Source organism: Dongia deserti (genome assembly GCF_003574735.1).
In the GTDB taxonomy this organism is placed as follows: Bacteria; Pseudomonadota; Alphaproteobacteria; order Dongiales; family Dongiaceae; genus Dongia_A; species Dongia_A deserti.
Genome location: NZ_QORW01000004.1, coordinates 90,893 through 114,217 on the forward strand (window position 1 = coordinate 90,893; position 23,325 = coordinate 114,217).

Annotated in this window: 24 protein-coding genes, 1 tRNA gene and 1 pseudogene; 15 read left to right on the forward strand and 11 right to left on the reverse strand. The window is 62.6% G+C overall.

The window, feature by feature from the left end; translation table 11 throughout:
• Positions 1 to 59: 59 nt before the first annotated feature.
• The gene (locus tag DTX69_RS07325; RefSeq protein WP_162916835.1) at positions 60 to 722 is read right to left on the reverse strand and encodes a sensor histidine kinase; all 663 of its coding nucleotides are present in this window, start codon (positions 720 to 722) and stop codon (positions 60 to 62) included.
• 278 nt (positions 723 to 1,000) lie between these two features.
• Here DTX69_RS07325 and DTX69_RS07330 point away from each other — a divergent pair, with 278 nt between their 5' ends.
• Positions 1,001 to 1,237, forward strand: coding sequence for a hypothetical protein (locus tag DTX69_RS07330; RefSeq protein ID WP_119300878.1), 237 nt, complete (start codon positions 1,001 to 1,003; stop codon positions 1,235 to 1,237).
• Positions 1,238 to 1,937: 700 nt separating this feature from the next.
• Here DTX69_RS07330 and DTX69_RS07340 read toward each other — a convergent pair.
• Together DTX69_RS07340 and DTX69_RS07345 are read right to left on the reverse strand one after the other, a co-directional pair.
• Positions 1,938 to 2,810, reverse strand: a complete 873-nt coding sequence (locus DTX69_RS07340; protein ID WP_162916837.1) for a carbon-nitrogen hydrolase family protein — start codon at positions 2,808 to 2,810, stop codon at positions 1,938 to 1,940.
• A 13-nt stretch (positions 2,811 to 2,823) separates the two neighbouring features.
• Positions 2,824 to 3,528 (reverse strand): aspartate/glutamate racemase family protein, encoded by a 705-nt coding sequence (locus DTX69_RS07345; protein ID WP_119300880.1) that lies wholly within the window; start codon positions 3,526 to 3,528, stop codon positions 2,824 to 2,826.
• Between the two features lie 128 nt (positions 3,529 to 3,656).
• Between DTX69_RS07345 and DTX69_RS07350 the strand changes: the two genes are divergently transcribed.
• The 4 genes from DTX69_RS07350 (at position 3,657) to DTX69_RS07365 (ending at position 9,021) form a co-directional block, all read left to right on the forward strand.
• Positions 3,657 to 5,051 carry a cytochrome ubiquinol oxidase subunit I gene (locus tag DTX69_RS07350; RefSeq protein WP_119300881.1) on the forward strand — a complete coding sequence of 465 codons (1,395 nt, stop codon included), beginning with the start codon at positions 3,657 to 3,659 and terminating at the stop codon, positions 5,049 to 5,051.
• Positions 5,048 to 6,058 carry a cytochrome d ubiquinol oxidase subunit II gene (gene cydB, locus DTX69_RS07355; RefSeq protein WP_119300882.1) on the forward strand — a complete coding sequence of 337 codons (1,011 nt, stop codon included), beginning with the start codon at positions 5,048 to 5,050 and terminating at the stop codon, positions 6,056 to 6,058. Before DTX69_RS07350 ends, cydB begins: the two co-directional genes overlap by 4 nt.
• Positions 6,059 to 6,130: 72 nt before the next feature.
• On the forward strand, positions 6,131 to 7,180 hold the full coding sequence (locus tag DTX69_RS07360; protein WP_119300883.1) for a glucose 1-dehydrogenase: 1,050 nt from the start codon (positions 6,131 to 6,133) through the stop codon (positions 7,178 to 7,180).
• Positions 7,180 to 9,021, forward strand: coding sequence for a glycoside hydrolase family 15 protein (locus tag DTX69_RS07365; protein ID WP_119300884.1), 1,842 nt, complete (start codon positions 7,180 to 7,182; stop codon positions 9,019 to 9,021). The genes DTX69_RS07360 and DTX69_RS07365 overlap by 1 nt, the downstream gene beginning before the upstream one ends.
• Before the next feature lie 12 nt (positions 9,022 to 9,033).
• Here the strand turns inward: DTX69_RS07365 and DTX69_RS07370 are convergent, their stop codons facing one another.
• The 3 genes from DTX69_RS07370 to DTX69_RS07380 all read right to left on the reverse strand — a co-directional run bounded on the left by DTX69_RS07370 (position 9,034) and on the right by DTX69_RS07380 (position 11,034).
• The gene (locus tag DTX69_RS07370) at positions 9,034 to 9,534 is read right to left on the reverse strand and encodes a GAF domain-containing protein (RefSeq protein WP_119300885.1); all 501 of its coding nucleotides are present in this window, start codon (positions 9,532 to 9,534) and stop codon (positions 9,034 to 9,036) included.
• 65 nt (positions 9,535 to 9,599) lie between these two features.
• Positions 9,600 to 10,085 (reverse strand): single-stranded DNA-binding protein, encoded by a 486-nt coding sequence (ssb, locus tag DTX69_RS07375; protein WP_119300886.1) that lies wholly within the window; start codon positions 10,083 to 10,085, stop codon positions 9,600 to 9,602.
• A gap of 124 nt (positions 10,086 to 10,209) precedes the next feature.
• Complete coding sequence (locus DTX69_RS07380) at positions 10,210 to 11,034, reverse strand: phosphatase PAP2 family protein (protein WP_119300887.1); 825 nt, start codon at positions 11,032 to 11,034, stop codon at positions 10,210 to 10,212.
• A 194-nt stretch (positions 11,035 to 11,228) separates the two neighbouring features.
• Here DTX69_RS07380 and DTX69_RS07385 point away from each other — a divergent pair, with 194 nt between their 5' ends.
• Entirely contained in the window at positions 11,229 to 11,462 is a 234-nt protein-coding gene (locus DTX69_RS07385; protein ID WP_119300888.1) for a histone H1, read from the forward strand.
• Here the strand turns inward: DTX69_RS07385 and DTX69_RS07390 are convergent.
• Positions 11,459 to 12,256 (reverse strand): hypothetical protein, encoded by a 798-nt coding sequence (locus DTX69_RS07390; protein ID WP_119300889.1) that lies wholly within the window; start codon positions 12,254 to 12,256, stop codon positions 11,459 to 11,461. The genes DTX69_RS07385 and DTX69_RS07390 overlap by 4 nt on opposite strands.
• A gap of 308 nt (positions 12,257 to 12,564) precedes the next feature.
• On the opposite strand from DTX69_RS07390, the gene DTX69_RS07395 reads away from it, so the two are divergent.
• Together DTX69_RS07395 and DTX69_RS07400 are read left to right on the forward strand one after the other, a co-directional pair.
• Positions 12,565 to 12,640, forward strand: a tRNA-Ser gene (locus DTX69_RS07395).
• A gap of 87 nt (positions 12,641 to 12,727) precedes the next feature.
• Complete coding sequence (locus DTX69_RS07400) at positions 12,728 to 13,549, forward strand: IS1 family transposase (RefSeq protein ID WP_284735613.1); 822 nt, start codon at positions 12,728 to 12,730, stop codon at positions 13,547 to 13,549.
• Positions 13,550 to 13,553: 4 nt separating this feature from the next.
• Here the strand turns inward: DTX69_RS07400 and DTX69_RS07405 are convergent, their stop codons facing one another.
• Positions 13,554 to 13,823: a hypothetical protein gene (locus tag DTX69_RS07405; RefSeq protein ID WP_119300891.1), complete on the reverse strand. Its 270-nt coding sequence runs from the start codon at positions 13,821 to 13,823 to the stop codon at positions 13,554 to 13,556.
• 73 nt (positions 13,824 to 13,896) lie between these two features.
• Here DTX69_RS07405 and DTX69_RS07410 point away from each other — a divergent pair, with 73 nt between their 5' ends.
• The 5 genes from DTX69_RS07410 to DTX69_RS07430 all read left to right on the forward strand — a co-directional run bounded on the left by DTX69_RS07410 (position 13,897) and on the right by DTX69_RS07430 (position 20,311).
• Positions 13,897 to 14,604, forward strand: a complete 708-nt coding sequence (locus DTX69_RS07410; protein WP_162916838.1) for a hypothetical protein — start codon at positions 13,897 to 13,899, stop codon at positions 14,602 to 14,604.
• Positions 14,605 to 14,817: 213 nt separating this feature from the next.
• Positions 14,818 to 17,739: an excinuclease ABC subunit UvrA gene (gene uvrA, locus DTX69_RS07415; RefSeq protein WP_119300893.1), complete on the forward strand. Its 2,922-nt coding sequence runs from the start codon at positions 14,818 to 14,820 to the stop codon at positions 17,737 to 17,739.
• Positions 17,729 to 18,652 carry a nucleoside hydrolase gene (locus DTX69_RS07420; RefSeq protein WP_162916840.1) on the forward strand — a complete coding sequence of 308 codons (924 nt, stop codon included), beginning with the start codon at positions 17,729 to 17,731 and terminating at the stop codon, positions 18,650 to 18,652. The genes uvrA and DTX69_RS07420 overlap by 11 nt, the downstream gene beginning before the upstream one ends.
• A 24-nt stretch (positions 18,653 to 18,676) precedes the next feature.
• Positions 18,677 to 19,315, forward strand: a complete 639-nt coding sequence (locus DTX69_RS07425) for a glutathione S-transferase family protein (protein WP_162916842.1) — start codon at positions 18,677 to 18,679, stop codon at positions 19,313 to 19,315.
• A gap of 39 nt (positions 19,316 to 19,354) precedes the next feature.
• Positions 19,355 to 20,311 (forward strand): DMT family transporter, encoded by a 957-nt coding sequence (locus tag DTX69_RS07430; RefSeq protein ID WP_119300896.1) that lies wholly within the window; start codon positions 19,355 to 19,357, stop codon positions 20,309 to 20,311.
• Between the two features lie 62 nt (positions 20,312 to 20,373).
• Here DTX69_RS07430 and gcvA read toward each other — a convergent pair whose 3' ends face one another.
• Positions 20,374 to 21,336 carry a transcriptional regulator GcvA gene (gcvA, locus tag DTX69_RS07435; protein ID WP_119300897.1) on the reverse strand — a complete coding sequence of 321 codons (963 nt, stop codon included), beginning with the start codon at positions 21,334 to 21,336 and terminating at the stop codon, positions 20,374 to 20,376.
• 108 nt (positions 21,337 to 21,444) lie between these two features.
• Here gcvA and DTX69_RS07440 point away from each other — a divergent pair, with 108 nt between their 5' ends.
• Together DTX69_RS07440 and DTX69_RS07445 are read left to right on the forward strand one after the other, a co-directional pair.
• Entirely contained in the window at positions 21,445 to 21,660 is a 216-nt protein-coding gene (locus DTX69_RS07440) for a DUF1127 domain-containing protein (RefSeq protein ID WP_119300898.1), read from the forward strand.
• A 10-nt stretch (positions 21,661 to 21,670) separates the two neighbouring features.
• Positions 21,671 to 22,090, forward strand: a complete 420-nt coding sequence (locus tag DTX69_RS07445; RefSeq protein WP_162916847.1) for a GFA family protein — start codon at positions 21,671 to 21,673, stop codon at positions 22,088 to 22,090.
• Between the two features lie 16 nt (positions 22,091 to 22,106).
• Here the strand turns inward: DTX69_RS07445 and DTX69_RS07450 are convergent.
• A pseudogene (locus DTX69_RS07450) lies at positions 22,107 to 22,867 on the reverse strand (IS5 family transposase).
• A 72-nt stretch (positions 22,868 to 22,939) separates the two neighbouring features.
• Positions 22,940 to 23,206: a PilZ domain-containing protein gene (locus DTX69_RS07455; RefSeq protein WP_162916849.1), complete on the reverse strand. Its 267-nt coding sequence runs from the start codon at positions 23,204 to 23,206 to the stop codon at positions 22,940 to 22,942.
• Positions 23,207 to 23,325 lie beyond the last annotated feature (119 nt).

Sequence of the window (23,325 nt, forward strand, 5' to 3'; positions counted from 1 at the left end):
CTTGTTGATCATCATTATTCTCCAAGCTGGCACCGCAGGCGATGTCACTGAGCCAAACATCAAACCACCGTCTCCGTAGGCATTTTCAGTTCAAAAGATGTTCCAAGCGGGTCATGCGCGAAACTGATACGAGCAGCCAGCTCCGACGCGAGGCAGCGCACGAGTTGCAGACCGAGGTTGCCGTTCTTCATCGGATCAAAGCCTTCGGGAAGACCGATCCCATCGTCCGAGACTTCGATCGTGACGGTCTGGTCATCAGCTACACCGCATGCCACGGAAATCTCCCCTGCAACGCCTGCTGGATGGGCGTATTTGACGGCATTCGTGACCAGTTCGGCGACGATCAGGCCGAGCGGCAAGGCGCGCTCGGGCGCTACCAGGCAATCCTTCTCGCACGCGAAGCGCAGGCGGACCTGCCCGGCGGCAGAGAGTGCCGAGACAACAGCAGCGGCAACATCGCGCAGATAATCGCCAAGCGCGACGGCTCCGTCCGGAGGTCCGGCTGCCAAGCGACCGTGCAATCGGGCGATTGTATGAACGCGATTGCCAAGCTCCTCTAGGACGGTTCGGACCTCATCGCAGCTCACCATGTCCGGTCTCTTGCCGAACGCTGAGGCTTGCATCCGTACGATGCTCGCCAAAAGGGCAAGGCTGTTGGCCACCCGGTGATGGGCCCCGGCTGCAAAATCTGGCCTCGAATAGGCCAAAGTCGGGACTGCCATCGCTTGCTCCCAGATAATGGTCGAGATTGAGAGCTGGCAGCATGGCATAATTTAAAAATTAAGCAACTATTACTTCCTTCTATATTAGGAGACTTCTGTATCAGAAGCGATTCTACCACAAGAATACTGTTTAACTACTTATGCGCATTTGCCTCTATAGCCGTCAATCCAGACTGATAGGTCAAGAGAGATAAATGAGTAGATAGCGCTTTCCGCTTACTTGACGCCTTTTGAGCGGGCGCTATATTCTGCAACTGAGGAATTTCCGGAGGTGAACTATGGGCGATCTCTCGCGTGGAGAACGGCTGCAGATCATGCTGACGGGGGAGGAGTTGAAGGTTGTGGACGACTGGCGCTTTCAGGCGCGGATGCCGAGCCGAGCCGCCGCCGTGCGCGAACTTCTGAAGCGCGGTCTGGCTGCGGAAGGATTCCATGCGGCGGACGGCGCCACCAAATCAAAGGACTTCAGCGTCGTCGCCGCGCAGCCACGAGGCAATCGCCGGACCGGCAAGTAAGCACGACTGTGCCATCTGACGCTCGAAGCTACGAATGACGGTTTCGGTTTCGCGGCATGCTGACCCGCCGTTCGCGGCAGGTCTCGGCGCGCGCGGACTTGCGCCACTCCCCGCCAAGCGCGATCTTCTGCCGCAGGCTGCCCTCGCCGATGCCGACCGGCCGAGCGCAACGTTCTGCAATGTCGGTTGGCTTTCGCGACCACATTGCGAGCGGTGCTGTGTGATGAGCCCCGGGAACGGATTGCTCGGCGTCACCAGGCCTGAACCAGTAGGCGCTCAATATGAGAGCAGAAGGGCCTGTCATGTCGTGTCCAGATGGTCTCATCTGGGCCGGCGCCGCCACAAATCGAAAGGCGTCAATACTTAGCTGCCCTAGCCGAGAAAGTCGCTGAACGGGACCACATCGGCGCCCGCCGCTTTGGCGTTGCGATCATCCGCTTGACGTGCCGAGCATTGCGCAAGAATGCCGACCTGAGCAATTTAGGCCGCGGCGCTCTCGACCGCGCGGCGCAAGGCGGCACGAGCGAGCAGGCGTGTGGAATCGAGTGTCTGCGCGGGGATGTCGCATCGCTGATGATCAGCGGGATTTCGGTGCAGCCGAGGATGACGGCATCGCCCCCCTGCTCCTTCATCCGCGCAATGATCGTGGCGGCGAAGACCGTCGCACCGGCGAAGTTTCCGCTGCGGGCACTGCGCCGGGCTAGAAGCTCTGTCGGTCCCTTGATCGTGGCGTGTCGATACGACGCTCGCGATAAATCTCTCCACTGCGCGCGGAGTCCCGCCACGCCCTTCCCCACGCGATCTTGTGCCACAGGCTCCTCTCGCCGATCTCGATGCGGCCGAGCACGAGGTCGCTGCGATGGCGGCTGCTCTTCGCAACAACGTTGCCCAGCGGGTCGATCAGCTGTGTGACCGGTCCCTGGAACGGATTGCTAGGAGTCACCAGGCTGACCCAATAGCAGTTGTTGGCCGCATGTGCCTGGGCCGTGACGGCGAAGATGTTGTCCTGTTTCGCATCCTCCGCGTCGTTGCGTGCTGCGGTGAACGTAGACACCAGCACGCCATGGACCCCAAGCCGCCGGTACTCGTCGAACACCTCCGGGAAGCGCACCTCCAGACAGATGGCGAAACCGAACCGTACACCGTTGATCTCAAACACAACCGGTTCAGCCCCCGGAATGTACCAGCCCGTCAGCTCGTTGCGAGAGCAGAAGCGTTTGTCGTAGCGGGTCCGCAGCGTGCCGTCCGGTCCGATCAGATAGAGGCAGTTATGCGGGCGGCCGCCATTTTCCAGTGGATGGACACTGCCGACCAGCACCCAGAGCCGTAGTTCCCCAGCCAGGCTCGCGATCGCACGCGACTCGTGCCGCAGCTGTGCCCAATCATTCGCCTGCCATTGCTCGAAGGGAGTTAGCACCTTCCGGCCATAGCCGGAGAGCGCGCCTTCCGTGACCTGCACCAGATCGGCGCCTGCTGCCTTGGCTTTGCGCATCATCGCCTTGATGTGCCGCGCGTTGCACGTGACATCGGCGCCCACGGGCGTCTGTGCCAGCGCAATGGTCACTGTGCTCATGCAGGCAGGCGATCTAGGCGGCGGCAGCGGCGCGCTGCAGCGCGGCGCGGGCGAGCAGGCGTGTGGAATCGAGTGTCGGCAGCGGGGAGTTCGCATCGCTGATGATCAGCGAGATTTCGGTGCAGCCGAGGATGACGGCATCGCACCCCTGCTCCTTCATCCGCGCAATGACCTGCTGGAAATAGGCGACGGAGTCCGACTTGAAGACGTCGTAGACCAGTTCCTCCATGATGATGCGGTTGCATTCCGCGCGCTCGTCATCAGACGGCCGCAGATGGTCGAGACTATGCGCCGCCAGTTTCTCCGGATAGACCGCGCTGTCCACCAGCCAGCGCGTGCCGGTAATGCCGAGGCGCTTGAAGCCGCGCGCGACCGCTTCCCTCGCCACCACTTCGGCGATGTGCAGCCACGGCAACGGCGAGTGCGGCGCCACCAGCGGCATCGCCTGATGGATCGTGTTGTCGGGGCAGATCAGGAAATCGGCGCCGATCTTCTCGAGCTTTTCGGCGGAGACGAGCATGAGATCCGCCACGCCGCGCAGGTCGCCGCGATCGAGGCACGCCACGTATTCCGCCAAAGACGGCGTGTGCATCGAGACCTCCGGATGCGCATGCGAACCGAGCAGCTGCGCCCCCTCGACGCAGATCGTCGTGTAGCAGAGCGCCGCACCTTCGGCGGAACAGGCGACGATCCCGATGTGTTCCGGTGTGGATTTCATCGCGCCACTCTAGTCGCTGCCCACAATGCGCGCAAATGCCGCTTCGCGCTCCACACTGTACCAATTGAAATGTCGTCGCAACGGGGTCAACCTACGCAAGCCGCGAACAGCTCCACAGGATACGCGCCATGGAACTCGATCCGGTCTTCCTCTCTCGCCTGCAATTCGCCTGGGTCGTCGCATGGCACATCCTGCTGCCCGCTTTCACGGTTGGCCTCGCGTCGTACATTGCGGTGTTGGAGGGGATCCACCTGTTCACCGGTCGCGAGATCTATCTCCGGATCTCGATGTTCTGGATCAAGATCTTCTCCGTATCCTTCGGCATGGGCGTGGTCTCGGGCGTCATCATGCCGTTCCAGTTCGGCACCAACTGGAGCCGCTTTTCCGACGCCACGGCGGACATCCTGGGCCCGCTGCTCGCGTATGAGGGTCTGACTGCGTTCTTCCTGGAAGCCGCGTTCCTCGGTGTCCTGCTGTTCGGACGCAAGCTGGTCCCTCCGTGGGCGCACTTCACGGCGGCGCTGATGGTGGCGCTGGGAACCTTGTTCTCCTCCTTCTGGATCCTGGCGGCCAACAGCTGGATGCACACCCCGGCGGGATACGACATCGTCGAGGGTCGTTTCGTACCGCGCGACTGGATCGAGATCATCTTCAATCCATCCTTTCCGTACCGGCTGGCCCATACGGTGACCGCGTTCTATGTGACGACCGCCTTTGCGGTGGTCGCTGTCGCCGCCTGGCTGCTGCGGAGCGGCCGCTTCGCAGCCGAGGCGCGCATCATGATGTCCATGACGCTGTGGCTGCTGAGCCTGCTGGTGCCGCTGCAGATCCTGATCGGCGATTTCCATGGCCTCAACACCCGCGATCATCAGCCGGCGAAGCTGGCTGCGATCGAGGCGCGCTGGGAGACGGCGCGCAGCGTCCCCCTCACCTTGTTCGCGATTCCCGACGAAGCCAGCGAGACCAACCGGTTCGAAGTCGACGTTCCCTATCTTGCCAGCCTGATCGTGACGCACAGCTGGGATGGCGAGATCAAGGGATTGAAAGACTGGCCGCGGGAGGACCGGCCGCCTGTCGCAATTCCCTTCTTCGCTTTCCGCATCATGGTCGGGATCGGGCTGCTGATGCTGGCGGTGGTGATCGTGAGCTGGTGGCTGCGTTTCCGTGGCAGACTGTTCGATACGGCCTGGTTCCAGCGCGCGTGTTTCCTGATGGCGCCGCTCAGCTTTATTGCCGTGCTTGCCGGCTGGACGACAACCGAAGTCGGCCGTCAGCCCTGGACCATCTACGGATTGATGCGCACGGCAGATTCGGTGCCGCCGTCGCTGTCCGGTGCCGAGGTGTTGATCTCATTGCTGGGCTATGTCGTTGTCTATCTCATCATCTTCCCGGCCGGTGTGATGGTGATGGCGAACTTCGTGCGCAAGGGGCCGGATTCCATCGAATCCGATTCCCCCATCGAAAGCGGCCGTCCCGAACGACCGACCAGAATCCAGATCCAGTCGGAAGGGGAAAGCTCGTGACGCCCGTCCTGGATTTCGTGCCGATCTGGACGCTGATCCTTGGCGCCGGGATCTTCTTCTACGTGCTGCTGGACGGGTTCGATCTCGGTGTCGGCATGCTCTATGGCCTGGCGCCCGATGTAGAGACGCGCAACATCGTCATGAACTCGATCGCGCCGGTGTGGGACGGCAACGAGACCTGGCTGGTGTTGGGCGGCGTGGGACTGTTGGCGGCTTTTCCGCTCGCCTTCGCCATCATCATCCCGGCGCTCTATTTCCCGATCCTGGCCATGCTGCTGGCGCTCGTGTTCCGCGGCGTGGCGTTCGAGTTCCGCTTCCGCGATTCGCCGCACCGCAGCTTCTGGGATCACGGTTTCTGCTACGGCTCCGCGATCGCGACCTTTGCGCAGGGCATGATGCTCGGCGCCTTCATCCAGGGCTTCGAGGTCGAAGGAAGGCATTTCACCGGTTCGGCGCTCGACTTCATCACGCCGTTCTCGCTGATGACGGCGATCGCGCTGATGTTCGGCTATGGGCTGCTCGGCGCCGGTTGGCTGATCCTCAAGACCGAGGGCGAGATCCAGGCCGCCGCGCGCCGCCACGGCAAGGTCTGCCTCATCGCGGTGCTGATTGCGATCGCGGTGGTCAGCATCTGGACGCCGCTGATGAACGAGGATATCGCGCGCCGCTGGTTCTCTTGGCCGAACATCGCTTTCCTCTCACCCGTCCCGATCGCAACGGCGGTGAGCGCTTTCGGCACCTGGCGCGCGTTGAACGGCAAGTCCGAAGCCGGCAGTTTCATCGGTGCCGTGCTCCTGTTCGCGCTCTCCTACATCGGTATCGCCATCAGCCTGTGGCCGATGATCGTGCCCTATCACTACGATCTGTGGGAGGCCGCCTCGTCGGCGCGCACCCAGGCGTTCCTGCTAGTCGGCACCTTGTTCCTGCTGCCGGTGATCCTGGTCTACACCGGCTGGTCGTACTGGGTATTCCGCGGCAAGGTGCGCGGGGATGGGGGGTATCACTAGCGATCGGGGAACTTTGACCACGCGGTGCGGTTCAAACAGCGCACGCGTCGCGAACGCACCGGAGAACCATCTATGCGGGCCCTCGCCGTCGTTCCCCATCAGCCAGGTTCTTTGGCATTAACCGAGTTCAATGCGCCGGTCCCAGGCGAGAACCAGCTTCTTGCCCGCACCCTCGCGATCGGCGTATGCGGCACTGATCACGAGATCATCGACGGCAAATATGGCGAGGCACCGGAGGGCACCGAGCATCTCATCATCGGCCACGAGTCACTGGCGGAAGTCGTCTCCGCGCCAACAGGCAGCGGCTTTTCGGCTGGTGACCTGATCGTCGGAATCGTCCGCCGGCCCGATCCGGTCCCCTGCCCCAACTGCGCGGCGGGCGAATGGGATATGTGCCGCAACGGCCTCTACACGGAACATGGAATCAAGGGTGCGCAGGGCTATGCAGCGGAATATTTCGCGATCGATCCCGGCTACGCCGTCAAGGTCGACCGTGGCCTGCGCGATACCGGCGTGCTGCTCGAGCCGACGAGCATCGTGGCGAAGGCCTGGGATCATATCGAGCGGATCGCCACGCGCGCGATCTGGAAACCTAGGACAGTGCTCGTCACCGGCGCGGGACCAGTCGGACTGCTCGCCGCCATGATGGGCCTGCAGCGTGGGCTGGATGTGACGCTCTTCGACCGCGTCGACACCGGCATCAAGCCGAAGTTGGCCGAGCGGCTCGGAGCGCGCTACCGCGTCGGCGATCTAGCACGGATTGATCCGCGGCCCGACGTTGTGATCGAGTGCACGGGCGCGCCCAGCATCGTCATCGCCGCCCTGGAAATCACCAGCCCCGTCGGCATCGTGTGCCTGGCCGGTATTTCCAGCGGGCAGCGCACGGTTCAAATCGATGGCGATGTGCTTGGCCGAACGATGGTCCTGGAAAACGATGTGGTGTTCGGGACCGTCAATGCCAACCGCCGCCATTATGCGATGGCGGCCGATGCGCTCGCTGCCGCCGACCAGGGCTGGCTGCGCATGATGATCACGCGCCGCGTGCCGTTGTCTTCGTGGGCGGAGGCGTTCAAGCGCGGCGGCGATGACGTTAAGATCGTGATCGATTTCGCGATGGGCTGATGGCGTCCAAGATCGAAGACTATGCATTGATCGGAGATTGCGAGACCGTCGCCCTGGTGGCGCGCGACGGCTCGATTGACTGGCTGTGCTGGCCACGTTTCGATTCCGGCGCCTGCTTCGCCGCGCTGCTGGGCACGCCGGACCATGGCCGCTGGTTGATCGCGCCGGCCCAAAGCCCCACCAAGGTCGCACGGGCCTACGTGGAAAACACGCTGGTCTTGGAGACCACCTTCGTCACCGACCATGGCGAGGTAACTCTGGTCGACTTCATGCCGCCGCGGGTGGAGGAGGACGACCACGACATCTCCGACCTCGTGCGCCTGGTGGTCGGAAAGCGCGGCACGGTCGCCATGAAGATGGACCTGGTCCTGCGTTTCGATTACGGCAGCGCGGTACCCTGGGTCGAGAAGCTGCCCGATGGCTCCGGCATCAGCGCAGTGGCCGGCCCCGACCGCGTCATCCTGCACGCGCCGGTCGAACTGCGCGGCCACAACAAGCACACGGTTGCGGAGTTTACCGCCAAAGAGGGCGATGTCATTCCCTTCGTGTTGACACACGAGGCCTCGCATCTGCCACTGCCGGCGGCGATCGACGCCGTGCGATCCCGGGACGAGACAGTACGAACCTGGCGCACTTGGTCGTCGCATTGCAACTACGGCGGACCGTGGAGCGAGGCCGTGCAGCGCTCGCTTATCACATTGAAAGCCCTCACCTATCGGCCGACCGGCGGCATCGTCGCCGCGCCCACCACCTCTCTGCCCGAGAAGCTGGGCGGTGTCAGAAACTGGGACTACCGTTACTGCTGGCTGCGCGACGCCACCCTCACCCTGATCGCGCTGATGCAAACCGGCTACTACGAGGAGGCGCAGGAATGGCGCCGCTGGCTGCTGCGCGCCGTCGCCGGCACGCCGGAGCAGATGCAGATCATGTACGGCATCGGCGGCGAACGGCGCCTGCCGGAATGGGAGATCCCGTGGTTGCCCGGCTACGAGAACTCGAAGCCCGTTCGCATCGGCAATGCCGCTGCCGATCAGCTGCAGCTCGACGTCTATGGCGAGGTGATGGACGCGCTCTATCAGGGCCGCCAGGGCAAGCTGAAGCGCGACAAGACGGCCTGGGGCATGCAGCTGGCCCTGGTCCGCCACCTGGAGGAGGCATGGCGCCGGCCGGACGAGGGTATCTGGGAGACGCGCGGCGACCCGCAGCATTTCACCTTCTCCAAGGTGATGTGCTGGGTCGCATTCGACCGCGCCGTGAAGTCGCTGGAGACCGAGGAGCCGGAGGACGCGCTTTGCAACAAGTGGCGCCGGCTTCGGGATGAGATTCATCAGGACGTATGCCGCAACGCCTTCGATCCAGCGCAGAACAGCTTCGTGCAGGCCTACGGCTCGAAACAGCTCGATGCCAGCCTCCTGCTCATGCCGCTCGTCGGTTTCCTGCCGCACGACGACCCTCGCATGATCGGCACGGTGGCGGCGATCCAGCAGCGCCTGCTCGATGGCGGCTTCGTCCGCCGCTATGACACGGTGGAGATGGACGACGGCCTGCCGCCGGTGGAAGGCGTCTTCCTCGCCTGCAGCTTCTGGCTGGTGGACAATCTCGTGCTGCAGGGCCGGCGCGATGAGGCAACCGAGCTGTTCGAACGGTTGCTGGCATTGCGCAACGACGTCGGGCTCCTGGCGGAGGAGTATGATACCGGCGCGCGCCGCCAGATCGGCAACTTCCCCCAGGCGTTCTCCCATGTCGCACTGATCAACAGCGCGCTCAACCTTACCCGCACCGAGGGGCCGACGCGCCAGCGCGCCGAGGATGAGCCGCCGAAGGAAAGCACAGCCGGGTAGAACGGAATATCGTTATCCGGGGAGGTCGTCGCTGGCTTCGACGTAGATCTCGGCGACTGCCTCGATACCGCGCTGATCGTCGCGGTCGAAGCGCGCCGGCAGCGGACTGTCGAGGTCGATGACGCCGAGGATGCGATCGCCTCGCATGAGCGGCACCACAAGCTCCGAGCGAGAGGCGGCGTCGCAGGCGATGTGGTCGGCAAAAGCGTGCACATCTTCGACCAGCATCGACCGGCGCTGCGCAACCGCTGTGCCGCACACGCCGCGACCGACCGCGATGCGGACGCAGGCGGGCTTGCCCTGGAACGGCCCCAGGACAAGCTCGGTCGGAGACTTCAGGAAGTAGAAGCCGGCCCAGTTCAGATCGGGGAGCGTCGTGAACAGAAGCGCCGCGGTGTTCGCGGCATTGGCGATCGCATCGCGCTCGTCGCTGAGGAGGCCGCCGAGTTGCTGTATCAACTCGCGATAGAATGCAGCCTTGTCGTCGGCCTTGATTGCCTTCGCCTCGAACACTGCAATCGTCCTCAGCAGGTTCTCGCCTCGCCGGGACGCGAGATATGCGGTTCCCGGTTGAAGCCCTAGAACGGAATATCGTCGTCCAGGTCGCCGCCGCCGGCGCCGGCTGGGGCGCGGCCCATGCGGCCGGGGCCGCCCGCGTTGGTGTCGCTGAAGCCGCCGGCATCTTCCTCGGGCCCGGCACCGGCGCTGCCGCCGCGGCCATCGAGCATGGTCAGCTCGCCGCGGAATTTCTGCAGTACCACCTCGGTCGTGTATTTCTCCTGGCCGGACTGGTCCGTCCATTTGCGAGTCTGCAGGGCGCCCTCGAGATAGATCTTGCTACCCTTCTTGAGGAACCGCTCGCAGATATCCACAAGGCGGTCGTTGAAGACCACGACGCGGTGCCATTCCGTGCGCTCGCGCCGCTCCCCGCTGTTCTTGTCGCGCCAGCTTTCCGAGGTTGCCAGGGACAGGTTGGCGACCCGCGTCCCGTCCTGGGTCGAGCGGATTTCCGGATCGCGGCCCAGATTGCCGACCAGAATGACCTTGTTGACGCTGCCAGCCATAGCTTCCCTGCCTGTCTCGGATCGATGAAAGCGCACCTGTAGCATTCCTGGCGCGAGAACGCAAAGGCAACAAGCACGCTTGCCGCCCGCGCACTTGCAGAGGCTTCAGCACCCATTGTCCTTTTCAGAAGGTGATCGACAGGCCGACCTTGACCCCGTCACGGCGGGCAAATGCTTGGAGCATCACCGACTCCCCGAGGGAATCCCGCAAGAATGCTTCGGTAGCGAAGACGGCCAGGAAGTTTCCCAGCGCTGCGCCTGCCAGCACGTCGGCCGGATGATGCTCGCCCGCTTCGACGCGCGCCCACCCGGTTGTCAGGGCTAGGCTCGCAAGGCCGGTGTTGGCGGCGATCCGTGCGCCTTGCGACATATCGTAATAGCGCAAGACTTCGGAGGTGAGGCGAGCGCTGGCCGAGGTCAAACTGGCGTGGCCCGATACAAAGCTGCCGTCGTCCTGGCCCAGGGGGCGCTCCCGGTCCGATACCTCCTTCAGGAGAGTGGTTGCCCCGATCGTGGTCCCGACCGCGGCCGCGCCGACGGCAAAACCCTTGGCTTTTGCGCCCAGCCAGCCGCCGCGTGGTGCCGGCGCACCAAGGCCGGTTCCCGCATAGATCGCCACGCTGGCATTGCGCAGCCAGTCACTGGCATCGGACGCGGTCCCGCGCGAGCCGAAGAGCGGCGTCTCCTCATTCGCCCAGTCGGCGATCTCGTTGTCGAGGTCGCCAATCTGCAGCGCAGCGGCGCCGACCGCTGGAGCCCACGTGAACGGGTCCTTTGCGGCGTCCACGGCGGCGCGGCCCAAGCGGTCCCAGCCCGGCGCAATCGTGGCGTCCGCGCCCCAGAACGATCGATCGCTCGTCGTCGCGCACGCGCCGAGCCCAAACGCAAGGAGGGCGCACCGGCCAATCCTGCACCACCACCTTGCCGCTGAAGCCACCGCCTTCGGCATGACAGGCAGTCCTCCACGCAACCGCTGCGTCCCTGCGGGGAAGCGAGTGATTGTATCCCGACCATAGTGCTGGACGGGTGCATCTGGTTCCGGTCTCTCCCCCGTCCTGCCAGTTTTTGGGCAGTGTCTCAGTTTGAATTTTCCACAACCTTGCCATGCTTGACCGGTCACGGATGCGTGCCTAGCTTCAGGGTATGGCAAAGAAACCGAAGCGCCCGCGTGATCCCAGCCAGCTCGCCAAGTTCATTGTGGACTTGGCGACGGGCGAGATCGAGGACAAGACCGAGGACGGGAAAAACCCGGCTGCGGTCGCTCTTGGTCGCCTAGGGGGCCTTAAGGGCGGCAAGGCCAGGAAGAAGGCGCTGACCAAAGAGCAGCGCGCGGAGATCGCTAAGAAGGCAGCGGCGGCGCGCTGGAAGAAAGATTAGCTGCCGGATTTTTCGACAGACTTAATTTCGATCTGGTCTTTCTGGCCATAGGCCATCTGGAACGCCATTGACATCATCTGCAACCACATAACGCGCTCCTGCACGGACCAGTCAGACCCGGCCTTGGGTAGTTTTTGAATCAGCGCTCCGATCAATGGATCTGGCTTGTCCCCACCATCGTCGCCTCCACCGTTCTTACTGCCAGCATCATCACGCTCTGATCGGGGAGCTTCTCCAATTCCACTCGGCATGATGAGCCGATCACGACCCATTTCGAAGAAACCAGCCGCCTCGGCTGATCGCTCAAAGGCCTGTCGCGCCCGGTCAGTCTGCTTAGGGGCAACCCCCATTGATGCCATCTCGCGTTCGAGGGCTGAGGCCGGGGGCAATACCTTGCCGCGATAGTAGTTGTAGAGCTTTTCATAAAGCTCCACGGCCAAGAATGCCTTGGCCTTGGCTTCACGCTCTTGGGCTGAGTCTAAGACTGCGTGGCCTAGCTGAGTAAGCTTAACGCCACCTCCAGAGCGGTCCGATTCGATCAGATCAAACATGCGGGCAGTCGCTAGCCGAACTCGATACCCGCTGCTGTTCATGCTTAATCCGAGTTTCGCCGCCAACTGGTCGTGCTGGCAGAGTCCTCCGCCGGACGTTTTGTGGACTCCATCGGCGACCTGGATTGCATCCGGCAATGCCATGTATGGGAACTCGATTGAGGACCGTTCCCGCTTGCCGCCGTCCCCGACAAGTTCCTTTATATCTTCGTCGCGGATTGGCGATGTCGTTGTGTCAGCCATGGATTAACTCCTCTGCGGGCGCGCCACTTTGATGGCTGGAACATAAGGAAAACCGCAAACATAGTCAACTTAGTTTATGCGGACTCCGCAAACACGCCGCATAATGCCCTTGACGATGCCATTTCACCTGCATTAACTAATGCAGCCGACGGCGAGTCGGCTATTCGCGCGCATGGAGGCGACGATGTCGAGGAGGGTAAGAGCCCTGCATGTCCTGCCGAGCGGCATGTGGGGCGATGAAAAACAGCAGGGCCGCTACCCGGCTCCGTGGAAGGAAAGGTAGCGGCCCCTAATCGGCACCGGAATTAGCGCTTGTAGCTCAACAGGATAGAGCAGGTTCCTACTAAGTCCCAGATGCCCGTTCGAGTCGGGCCAAGCGCGCCATCCACGGTGACCAGGGGAGTATATCCCCTGGTCCTTTTTTTGTGAATCCCCTTGAAAATGCGCGACCGCTCAAGCATATTGTTCAGTATGAACAGACTGGACATCAGCAAGCGCGCACAGATCATCGGCCTTCTGGTCGAGGGCAACAGCCTCCGCGCCGCTTCCCGCCTCGCTGATGTTTCAATCAATACTGTGACCAAGCTGCTGGTCGATGTGGGCCGCGCCGCTGCCGAGTATCAGGACAAGACGCTGCGCAAACTGCCCTGCAATCGCGTGCAGGTCGATGAGATTTGGTCGTTCGTCTATGCGAAGGCGAAGAACGTTGCTGGCGCCAAGTCCGCTCCTGATAACGCTGGCGACGTGTGGACGTGGACCGCGATCTGCGCTGACACGAAGATCGTTCCGACTTGGCACGTCGGCAGCCGCGATGCGGAGTGCGCTTTGACGTTCATGGACGACCTGGCGCGCCGCCTCACCAATCGCGTGCAGCTCACGTCAGACGGCCACAAGGCCTATCTGGACGCGGTTGACGGCGCTTTCGGCGGCGACATCGACTATTCGATGCTGGTCAAGATTTACGGCAAGCCATGGGAAGTCGAGAAGCGTTACAGCCCGATGGTCTGCACAGGCGCTCGCAAGCAGCCGATGATTGGTAATCCAGATCCGAAGCACATTTCGACCAGCTATGTTGAGCGGCAGAACCTCAACATGCGCATGTCGATGCGGCGCTTCACTCGGTTGACCAATGCGTTCTCAAAGAAGATCGAAAACCACGCGCACGCGATCGCGCTGCACTTCATGTATTACAACTTCGGCCGCATTCATAAGACGCTGCGAATCACTCCAGCGATGGCTGCGGGCGTTGCGCAACACGTCTGGTCTCTGGAGGAGATTGCCGCCCTCGCTTAAGAGATCACTCAGCCGCCATCGCCATCGGCCGCCGGACACCGTCTCGCGCCATCAGGTAGATATCGATTAGACGAAGGGCTGCATCGTATGATACAGCTTTAGCGAGAATTTCGATTCCGGATGAGGGCCTCACCGCGTCGAATTCGTAGATGAAGTAGCCGGTGTCATCACCGAGCGACTGGGCGTGGTTCGCCTCAAAGGCATCTATCGAGACCGGCGCGACGCAGACCTCTTTCCCGTCAGGTGTTCTGGCAGAGAATAGTAGGTGTTTCATGGCAGTGCCCCCAGGCAAGATTTGGCGTGTTAATAGGCGCCCTCGATTCACGTTGCTTGAACTTGGCGAATACATGGTCGCGGACGACAAGCAGCGCGAAACAATGCGTCGCAACCTGAAGTACGAACGCATCAGTCGCTCGCTCATTTACTCCAAGTTGCACCAAGCTGTATCCAGTTTCCTCGCTAGCCCCGTTCGGGATCGATCGGTATTGGCCCGTTGCCGCGCAATGATTGAGACAGAGAGGGATACTGCCGAGAGCCCCCAACGGCGCGATAACGCGATCTACGCATTGCGGAGCCTTGACCAATTTGAAGCGAGCTTGAATGCGCTGCCCATTGCCGGGTTGGTTATTGAGCGTGCCCCGCTTGCCCATCCTCACATCATTCATGGCGTGAGGGTCAGCATTCAGCCTACCGTGCTGGTGCGCGTAAACCGACCGAGAGGAGCGCCGCTGCGCGGAGCTATCGCCGTCGACCTCGCCAAGGGTGACACGCCGAAGTCTGAAGCCATTAAGGCGCGAATGACACAGGCGATGACCTACTCGGCCATGCTGCTCCATGAGCATGTCGGAAATTCTGTGATTGGCGATGGGGAGAGATCGTCCCCGGATCATTGCCAAGTGTTCCATTCCCATAGGCAGGAGCTTGTGTGCTCGCCAACCAACTACCGCCGAGACCTCGCCAACATGGAAGCCAGTTGTCGAACGGCGGCGGCTCTGTGGCAAGACATCGAACCGCCTGCCAGCTTCGATCCTGCCCTGGCAATATACAGAAACTGAGGGTCGCTGTACATACCCTTGTCAAGCCTCAGTATTTTTCAAACTGAGACACTGCCAGTTTTTGTCACCACGCTGGCTTAGAGTGCACAATCGGGTGCTTCCGATCGCCGAAAAGCGCATAGGATCAGCGCCTTCCAGCATTGCATTTATGGCGCTTTACAGCCCGGTGGAATCCGGGATAGTCGCTCTTCTCCCGGAAGGAAACAGGCACACATGGCGACGGCGGGCGATCGGTCGAACAGGACAAATGCGAGCGGCGCGGACCTCTGGTCGCACGGATCCATTTCCGTGCGCGGGGCCAAGGAGCACAACCTCAAGGACATCGACGTTGATATCCCGCGCCAGACTCTGACCGTCATCACCGGCCTTTCCGGTTCCGGCAAATCCTCGCTCGCCTTCGACACGATCTATGCCGAGGGCCAGCGACGTTATGTCGAATCGCTCTCGGCCTATGCGCGCCAGTTCCTGGAGCTGATGCAGAAGCCGGACGTGGAATCGATCGAAGGCCTGTCGCCCGCCATCTCGATCGAGCAGAAGACCACCTCCAAGAACCCACGGTCGACCGTCGGCACGGTGACGGAGATCTACGACTACCTGCGCCTGTTGTTCGCGCGCATCGGCATCCCCTATTCGCCGGCGACCGGCCTGCCGATCGAGAGCCAGACCGTCAGCCAGATGGTGGACCGCATCCTGACGCTGCCGGAAGGCACGCGCATCTATCTGCTGGCGCCGATCGTCCGCGGCCGCAAGGGCGAATACAAGAAAGAGCTCATGGACCTGCAGAAGCGCGGCTTCCAGCGTGTACGGGTCGACGGCAAGCTCTATGAGATCGGCGAGGCGCCGGCGCTCAACAAGAAGCTGAAGCACGATATCGAGGTTGTGGTCGACCGCCTGGCGGTGAAACCTGATTTGGGAACCCGATTGGCTGACAGCGTCGAAACCGCCCTCAGCCTCAGCGAAGGCCTGCTGTTCGTCGACCCGGCCGACAAGGGCGAGCGCATCATCTTCTCCTCGCGCTTCGCTTGTCCGGTCAGCGGCTTCACCATCGACGAGATCGAGCCGCGCCTGTTCTCCTTCAACAACCCGTTCGGCGCCTGCCCGGTCTGCGACGGCTTGGGCAGCAAGCTCTATTTCGATCCCGAGCTGGTGGTGCCGGACGAGAAGAAGAGCCTGCGCGGGGGGGCGATCGCGCCCTGGGCCAATTCCTCCTCACAATATTACATGCAGGCACTGGAAAGCCTCGCCAGGCACTACAAGATCAGCCTGACCCTGCAATGGCAGGAGCTGCCGAAGAAGATCCGCGACATCATCCTGTTCGGCTCCGGCGACGAAGCGATCACCATGAGCTTCGACGACGGCGTGCGCAGCTACAAGACCACCAAGCCGTTCGAAGGCGTCATCACCAACATGGAGCGGCGGTTCCGCGAGACGGATTCCTCGTGGATCCGCGACGAGCTGAGCCGGTACCAGGCCACCTCGCCGTGCGAGGCCTGCACCGGCCAGCGCCTGAAGCCGGAAGCCCTGGCAGTCAAGATCAACGGGCTCAACATCGCGCAGGTGACGGAATTCTCCATCCTGCAGGCCGCCGAGTGGTTCCAGGCGCTGAGCGGCAAGCTCACGTCCAAGCAGAAGGATATTGCCCAGCGCATCCTCAAGGAGATCAACGAGCGCCTGGGGTTCCTCAACAGCGTCGGCCTGGAATACCTGACCCTCAGCCGCGCCTCCGCGACCTTGTCGGGCGGCGAAAGCCAGCGCATCCGCTTGGCGTCGCAGATCGGCTCCGGCCTCACCGGGGTGCTCTATGTGCTGGACGAGCCTTCCATCGGCCTCCATCAGCGCGACAACGACCGGCTGCTCGCAACGCTGCAGAGGCTACGCGATCTCGGCAACACGGTCCTGGTGGTGGAGCATGACGAAGACGCGATCCGCCATGCCGATTACCTGATCGACATGGGACCAGCCGCCGGCATCCATGGTGGCGAAGTCGTTGCGAAAGGCACCCCGACGGAGGTGATGCGCTCCGACGGCCTGACCGCGCAGTATCTGAGCGGCCGGCGCGAGATACCTGTGCCGGGCGAGCGCCGTCCGGGCTTCGGCAACGAGGCGAAGCTCCGCATCGTCGGCGCGCGCCACAACAATCTGAAGAACATCTCGGTCGACATCCCGCTCGGCGTCTTCACCTGCGTGACGGGTGTGTCCGGTGGCGGCAAGTCCACGCTGATCATCGAGACGCTCTACAACGCCCTTGCCCGCCGCCTGCACGATGCGCGCACCCATCCGGGCGATCACGACCGGATCGAGGGCATCGAGTATCTCGACAAGGTCATCGACATCGACCAGTCGCCGATTGGCCGTACGCCGCGCTCCAACCCCGCGACCTATACCGGCGCCTTCACACCGATCCGCGACTGGTTTGCCGGCCTTCCAGAGGCGCAGGCCCGCGGCTACAAGCCCGGCCGCTTCTCCTTCAACGTGAAGGGCGGGCGCTGCGAAGCCTGCGAGGGCGACGGCGTCATCAAGATCGAGATGCACTTCCTGCCCGACGTTTATGTTCAGTGCGACCAGTGCAAGGGCAAGCGCTACAACCGCGAGACCCTGGAAATAACCTTCAAAGGCAAGTCGATCGCGGACGTCCTTGAGATGACGGTCGAGGAGGGCGTCGAGTTCTTCCGCGCTGTCCCGGCGATCCGCGACAAGCTGGCGATGCTGCAGCAGGTCGGCCTCGGCTACATCCATGTCGGCCAAGCGGCCACCACCCTCTCCGGCGGCGAAGCGCAGCGCGTAAAGCTGGCCAAGGAGCTGTCGCGGCGTGCCACGGGCCGCACGCTCTACATCCTGGACGAGCCGACCACCGGCCTCCATTTCGAGGACGTGCGCAAGCTGCTGGAGGTGTTGCACCAGCTGGTCGACCAGGGCAACACGGTGATCGTGATCGAGCACAATCTGGAGGTCATCAAGACGGCAGACTGGATCGTCGATCTCGGCCCGGAAGGCGGCGACAAGGGTGGCCGCGTGGTGGCGGCCGGCACGCCGGAGACGGTGGCAGATACGGCGGCCTCCTACACCGGCAAATACCTGGCGCCCTATCTTGTGCCCCGGCGCGGCGCGCGGCGGTCCGGCACCCGTGGCCGCTAAGCGCTCCATCATCATCGACACCGATCCCGGGATCGACGATGCGCTTGCCATTTTCCTGGCCTGCGCGTCGCCTGAGTTCGATATCCGCGCCATCACCACTGTCGCCGGCAATGTCGGCATCAACCGCACCACGCGCAATGCGCTGCAGCTGACCGAGTTGGCGGGCCGCGTGAGCATTCCGGTCCATCGCGGCGCCGACCGGCCGCTCCGCGGCAGCTGGACCACGATCGAGGACATCCACGGGCAGAATGGATTGGGCGATATCGATCTGCCGGCGCCGTCGCGCACAGAATTCAGCACCGCTGCCGTTGATGCGCTGATCGCATTGCTGAGCGATGCCGCAGCCGACAGCATGACCCTAGTCCTGATCGGCCCACAGACCAACCTCGCCTTGGCCTTGCAGCGCAAGCCCGCCATCGCCAATGCCATCCGCGAGATCGCGGTGATGGGAGGCACGCTCGAGCCCGAAGGCGGCAACGCCACCCGTTTCGCCGAATTCAACATCCATGTCGACCCGGTGGCCGCGGACATTGTGCTGAAAGCCGGACGCCCGATGATCTGGGCGCCTTTGGAAGTGGCGCGGCAGGCGAGCGTCGATGCGCTCTGGATCGACCTGCTGCGCGCCGTCAGCCGCCCCTGCACCGTCGCCGCTGCCGGCATGCTGGATTTCTATCTCCGCTCTTTTGCGAGGCCGACTGCCGCGCTCTACGATCCGCTGACCATCCTGGCGCTGCTGATGCCGGAGCTGTTCGAGCTGCGCAGCGCCGCGTTGGAGATCGACGTCAGCGAAGGCGAAACCGCCGGTCAGACCCGCTTTCGATTGAGCGATGGCGACGGCCAAGTCCGCGTCGCCGCCACCTGCCACGCCGACCGCGTCCGTACCGTCCTGCTGGAACGGCTGGCGGCGCTCTAGAAACGAGCCATGGGAAACAACAGCATGTACAAGCTCTATTGGTCGCCCGGGAGTGCCGCGATGGCACCGCACGCGATGCTGGAAGACATCGGCGTGCCTTACGAGTTGGTCAGGGTCGATACCGCGAAAGGCGAGCAGCACAGCCGGGATTATCTCAAGCTCAATCCGCACGCCCGCGTGCCGACGCTGATCTATGACGGCGACAAGGTCATGTACGAATCCGCCGCCATCTGCTTGCTCCTCGCCGAGCGCCATCCGGAAGCGGGCTTCGCGCCAGAGATCGGCAGCGCGGATCGCGCGCCCTTCCTGCAGTGGATGGCGTATCTCACCAACACGGTGCAGGAAGCGTTGATGCATTGGTGGCATGCCGAGCACTTCGTCGACGGCGTCGACCTGCAGGCCGCGGTCAAGCATAAGGCCGAGCGGCGCGTGGCGGACATGTTCCGCTTCCTCGACGAGCAGCTCGCCAAGTCCGGACCCTATCTGTGTGGTGCCAAGCTTTATGCCTGCGACTACTATGCCGTGATGCTGGCGCGTTGGACCCGCGCGATGGCAGCGCCGGTGCATACCAACCCGCAGATCAACACGCTGATCCGTGCCGTCATGGCACGGCCGGGCTATGCGCGCATGCTGAAGGCAGAGGGCATCGAGCAACTGGTCTAGCCGCCGCGAAAGCCGGAACGGTCTGACGGGGGATAGGCCATGGCACACAGGGGCCAGGTAAGGCTCGATCGCACGGCTCAAGGGATCGGTCTGATCCTGGTGTCCGTTGTGACCATGGCTTTCGCCGATGCCCTGGTGAAACTCGTCAGTGCGGATCTGACGGTCTGGCAGGTCTTTGCCGCCCGCTCGCTCTTCGCGATCCCCATCATCGTCGTGCTCGCGCGCGCAGCGCGTGTCGGTGTCAAACCCCGCTCGCCAAAATGGGCCCTCATTCGGACCGCTCTGCTGGTCCTTACGTGGCTTGCGTTCTACGCCGCGCTTCCGGTGCTCAAGCTGTCGGTGGCGGCGGTGGCCGTCTATACCGGCCCGATCATGATTGCGCTGCTGTCGGGCCTGCTGATTGGCGAACCGGTTACCAGGCGACAATGGGGTGGTGTCCTGCTGGGGTTTTTGGGCGTGGTGGCAATCCTGAGGCCCGGCACCGATGCCTTTTCGTGGTTTACAATACTGCCGTTGATGGCGGCTGCTTTCTATGCCCTCGCCATGGTTCTCACTCGAAGCAAATGCCAGGAGGAAGCGCCACTTAGCCTGGCGCTCGCTCTTCACGGTTCGTTTCTCGTGACCGGGGTGATCGCCACTGCCGTGCTCAGTCTCATTGGCCTCGACACTGGGACGAAGGCAGCATTTTCATTTCTGCTCGGCGATTGGGGGCCAATGGGTCTACGGGAGTGGGGCGTGATGGCACTCCTCGGCGCGCTCTCGGCTGCCTACTTCGTTGGCGTCGCGCGCGCCTATCAGATCGCCGCGCCGTCCATCGTTGCGACTTTTGACTATGGCTATCTGGTCTCGGCAGCCGTCTGGGGATTCGTCTTCTTCGCCGAGAAACCTGATCTGCTGACAATCGTCGGAATGATCTTGATCACGGCGGCCGGCCTGCTCGTCGCCGCACCGCCTTTGAGGAGAGCGCCACCAGCGAAGGAGTCCGCTACGACGTAACGGGTTTTCTGACGTTTAGCGATCGCGAGCGCGCTGAGGGCAGAGGGCATCGCGCAGCCTGCTTAGCCTGATCGCTGCGCGCGCTGTCGGTCGCTCGGCTTGGGCTTTGCCTGTTCCATCATCGCAGCCTCGGACCGCAACCAGTCGCGAAAGGCGTTTACCAGCGGGCGCTCTGCCGTATGCGGCGGCACGACGATCCAATAGGCAAACCGCGCCGGTGCATCGAGCGCGAGCGCGAACGGCCGCACCAGCCTGCCCTGCGCTAGGTCCGTGCCCGTCAGGCTGGAATCGCCAAGTGCGACGCCTTGGCCATCGATGGCGGCCTGGATCGCCATGACGCCCTGGTCGAAGTGGATTCCCCGCGTCGTATCGATGCCTGTTATGCCGGCCGCCGTCATCCACATCTGCCACGTCGGCCAAGTTGCACCCTGCGCCTGCCAGTCGACATGGATGAGCGTAAAGTGACGCAAGTCGCGCGGATGGCGAAGTGGCCGCGGACCTTTCAGCATTTTCGGGCTGCAGATCGGGAAGATCTTGTCCGATAGCAAACGTTCGACCTGCAATCCGGGATATTGTCCCGTCCCGAAACGGATCGCGATGTCCATGTCCTCGCGCATGAGATCCACGGGGCGATGAGACATGTCGACGCGCACGTCGACATCCGGGAACTTCTCCAGGAAGCCGTTCAATCGCGGCACGAGCCATTTCATCGCGATACCCGGTGTGGTCGTCACTTTGACTACCGGATGACCGTCCAAGCTGCGCACGCGTTCCAATGCGTGCCCGATGCTCTCGATCGCGCTGCTCACCGTCACGTTCAAGATCTCGCCCGCCTGCGTCAGCCGCACCGCGCGCTTCGTGCGATGGAACAACTTGACCTTCAGCTGTGCTTCAAGCTCGCGCACAACATAGCTCACTGCCGCAGGTGTGACGCGCAGCTCCTCCGCCGCGCGCGTGAAGCTTTGATGGCGCGCCGCCGCCTCGAAGGTAGAGAACGCGCTCAAGCTCGGCAATCGCGCAATCATATATTCAAGTCTACCTTGTCGTTTGCCCAAGATCGTTTCGTTTGACGATCGATGTTTTCGCAGATGACTATCACATGGAGAGCTTCTGTTCGAAAGTGAAACTTGAACATGGATCGCGCGCTCCGAGTGCGAGCCAACTCAGGGGCCAAGAACCGCCTGGCACGTGTCGGCCCTCTTTTGCGCCGCTTCTATCGTTGGATGACCAAACCTTGGCGACGACGCACCGCGATCAATGAGCTGCGCCGCCTGAATCCGCGCATGCTGCGCGACGCCGGTATCGAACGCCATGAGATCGATCACGTCGTCGATGATATGCTTGCCTAGAAGCACTTGGATGAGTGAGAGGGACGCCATGGATGGGACAAAGGGACGTTGCCTGTGCGGCCGCGTGACCTTCGAGTATCGCGGCCCAGAAATCTGGTGCGGCCATTGTCACTGCGAGAGCTGCCGGCGGGCGACCGCCTCACCTCTTACGACCTGGGTGGGCGTGGCGAGAGGCGCATGCCGCTTCACGGGCGCAGAACCCAGCGCCTATGCTTCATCTCCGGGTGTCCGAAGGCTGTTCTGTTCGCATTGCGGCAGCCCCATCGCATACGAAAGTGATCGCTGGCCGGATGAGACTCACCTCTATGCCGCGCTCATCGAACGCGCACGCGATCTGGCACCGCAATTCCATAGCCATGTGGCGGAGAAATTACCCTGGATCAGGCTGACGGACGGCCTGCCGCAATACGACCGCGGCGCAGGCGGGTAGCGTCTAGGGTCGAGACTCATAAAATCCACCATACGATAGCAGCAACGAGGCAGACCGAGGCGAGGAAGTTTCGGGCCAGCCTGTCGTAGCGGGTCGCGATACGCCGGAAGTCCTTGAGGCGGCAGAAGGCGTTCTCGATGCGATGGCGTTGTCGGTAGGTCTTCTTGTCGAAGCTGAACGGCTGCTTGCGGTTCGCCTTGTTGGGAATGACGGTTTTGGTGCCTCGCTTTTGCAACCACGGGCGCAACTCTGCGCTGTCATAGGCCGTGTCGCCGAGGAGCTTCTTGGCCGCGCTGGTTCGGCGGATCAGGCGCGTGGCGGGCGGGCAGTCATGCGCCTGGCCAGCGGTCAGCAGGATGGAAAGAAGACGGCCCTTAGCATCTGCGATTGCGTGGATTTTCGTGTTGCGTCCGCCGCGCGAGCGGCCGATCGCCTGTTTCTGCTCCCCCCTTTTCCACCCGAGGCCGAGCGATGCGCCTTAACGTGCGTGCTGTCGATCATCTGGATCTCCTCACAGCGACCGCGAGCGGCAAGCTCGCGAAACAGCATCTCCCAGACACCGCGCTCAGCCCAGCGGACGAACCGATTGTAGATCGTCGTTGGCGGGCCATACTCCGGCGGGCAATCCTTCCAACGACAGCCGCTCCGCAGGACGTACAGGATGCCGCTGATCACCCGCCGGTCATCCACACGTTCCTTGCCGCGCACGTCGGTCGGCAGGTGCGGCTCAATCTGCCGCCATTGTTCGTCACTCAGCCAAAACAGGTTCGATCGCATCTTCTCTGCTCTCCTTGACCGCAGAGAATCAGCAACCGATTCTAGCCGCAACACATTTATTGGGTTTCAGCCCTAGTCGACGAACTGCACGCCGATCAGATTGCCCTTGGCCCAGCGCAGGCTGCACTTGCGCGCAGGCAGGTCGGCGATATACAGCTCGAACGTATGAGGCAGCAGCTGCGGGCCTGCGAGCTCGAGCCGCGCGCCGCCTTCCGATATGTTGCGCAGCCGGCACTCGACCGTGGTGCCGTCCTTGCCAACGATGCGCGCGCTCTGCAGTGCGGTCCGGCGGGTATCGCCGCGGCGCTCACCTGAAGAATTGGACGGCTCATCAGTCATTTTGACCACCAGATAATGGACCCGCCCGGTCAACCGGCTACGGATAGTGTCGCTCCGAAGATAGTTTCGAGAGAAGTTCCAGTGTGAATTCAGTCACCTCCGCAGCCGAAAAGCGCGAC

Coding starts and splice junctions, on each gene's coding strand:
- DTX69_RS07325 (WP_162916835.1), bottom strand. CDS start 722: ATGGCAGTCCCGACTTTGGCCTATTCGAGGCCAGATTTTGCAGCCGGG.
- DTX69_RS07330 (WP_119300878.1), top strand. CDS start 1,001: ATGGGCGATCTCTCGCGTGGAGAACGGCTGCAGATCATGCTGACGGGG.
- DTX69_RS07340 (WP_162916837.1), bottom strand. CDS start 2,810: ATGAGCACAGTGACCATTGCGCTGGCACAGACGCCCGTGGGCGCCGAT.
- DTX69_RS07345 (WP_119300880.1), bottom strand. CDS start 3,528: ATGAAATCCACACCGGAACACATCGGGATCGTCGCCTGTTCCGCCGAA.
- DTX69_RS07350 (WP_119300881.1), top strand. CDS start 3,657: ATGGAACTCGATCCGGTCTTCCTCTCTCGCCTGCAATTCGCCTGGGTC.
- DTX69_RS07360 (WP_119300883.1), top strand. CDS start 6,131: ATGCGGGCCCTCGCCGTCGTTCCCCATCAGCCAGGTTCTTTGGCATTA.
- DTX69_RS07365 (WP_119300884.1), top strand. CDS start 7,180: ATGGCGTCCAAGATCGAAGACTATGCATTGATCGGAGATTGCGAGACC.
- ssb (WP_119300886.1), bottom strand. CDS start 10,085: ATGGCTGGCAGCGTCAACAAGGTCATTCTGGTCGGCAATCTGGGCCGC.
- DTX69_RS07380 (WP_119300887.1), bottom strand. CDS start 11,034: ATGCCGAAGGCGGTGGCTTCAGCGGCAAGGTGGTGGTGCAGGATTGGC.
- DTX69_RS07385 (WP_119300888.1), top strand. CDS start 11,229: ATGGCAAAGAAACCGAAGCGCCCGCGTGATCCCAGCCAGCTCGCCAAG.
- DTX69_RS07390 (WP_119300889.1), bottom strand. CDS start 12,256: ATGGCTGACACAACGACATCGCCAATCCGCGACGAAGATATAAAGGAA.
- DTX69_RS07400 (WP_284735613.1), top strand. CDS start 12,728: ATGAACAGACTGGACATCAGCAAGCGCGCACAGATCATCGGCCTTCTG.
- DTX69_RS07405 (WP_119300891.1), bottom strand. CDS start 13,823: ATGAAACACCTACTATTCTCTGCCAGAACACCTGACGGGAAAGAGGTC.
- DTX69_RS07410 (WP_162916838.1), top strand. CDS start 13,897: ATGGTCGCGGACGACAAGCAGCGCGAAACAATGCGTCGCAACCTGAAG.
- uvrA (WP_119300893.1), top strand. CDS start 14,818: ATGGCGACGGCGGGCGATCGGTCGAACAGGACAAATGCGAGCGGCGCG.
- DTX69_RS07425 (WP_162916842.1), top strand. CDS start 18,677: ATGTACAAGCTCTATTGGTCGCCCGGGAGTGCCGCGATGGCACCGCAC.
- DTX69_RS07430 (WP_119300896.1), top strand. CDS start 19,355: ATGGCACACAGGGGCCAGGTAAGGCTCGATCGCACGGCTCAAGGGATC.
- gcvA (WP_119300897.1), bottom strand. CDS start 21,336: ATGATTGCGCGATTGCCGAGCTTGAGCGCGTTCTCTACCTTCGAGGCG.
- DTX69_RS07440 (WP_119300898.1), top strand. CDS start 21,445: ATGGATCGCGCGCTCCGAGTGCGAGCCAACTCAGGGGCCAAGAACCGC.
- DTX69_RS07445 (WP_162916847.1), top strand. CDS start 21,671: ATGAGTGAGAGGGACGCCATGGATGGGACAAAGGGACGTTGCCTGTGC.
- DTX69_RS07455 (WP_162916849.1), bottom strand. CDS start 23,206: ATGACTGATGAGCCGTCCAATTCTTCAGGTGAGCGCCGCGGCGATACC.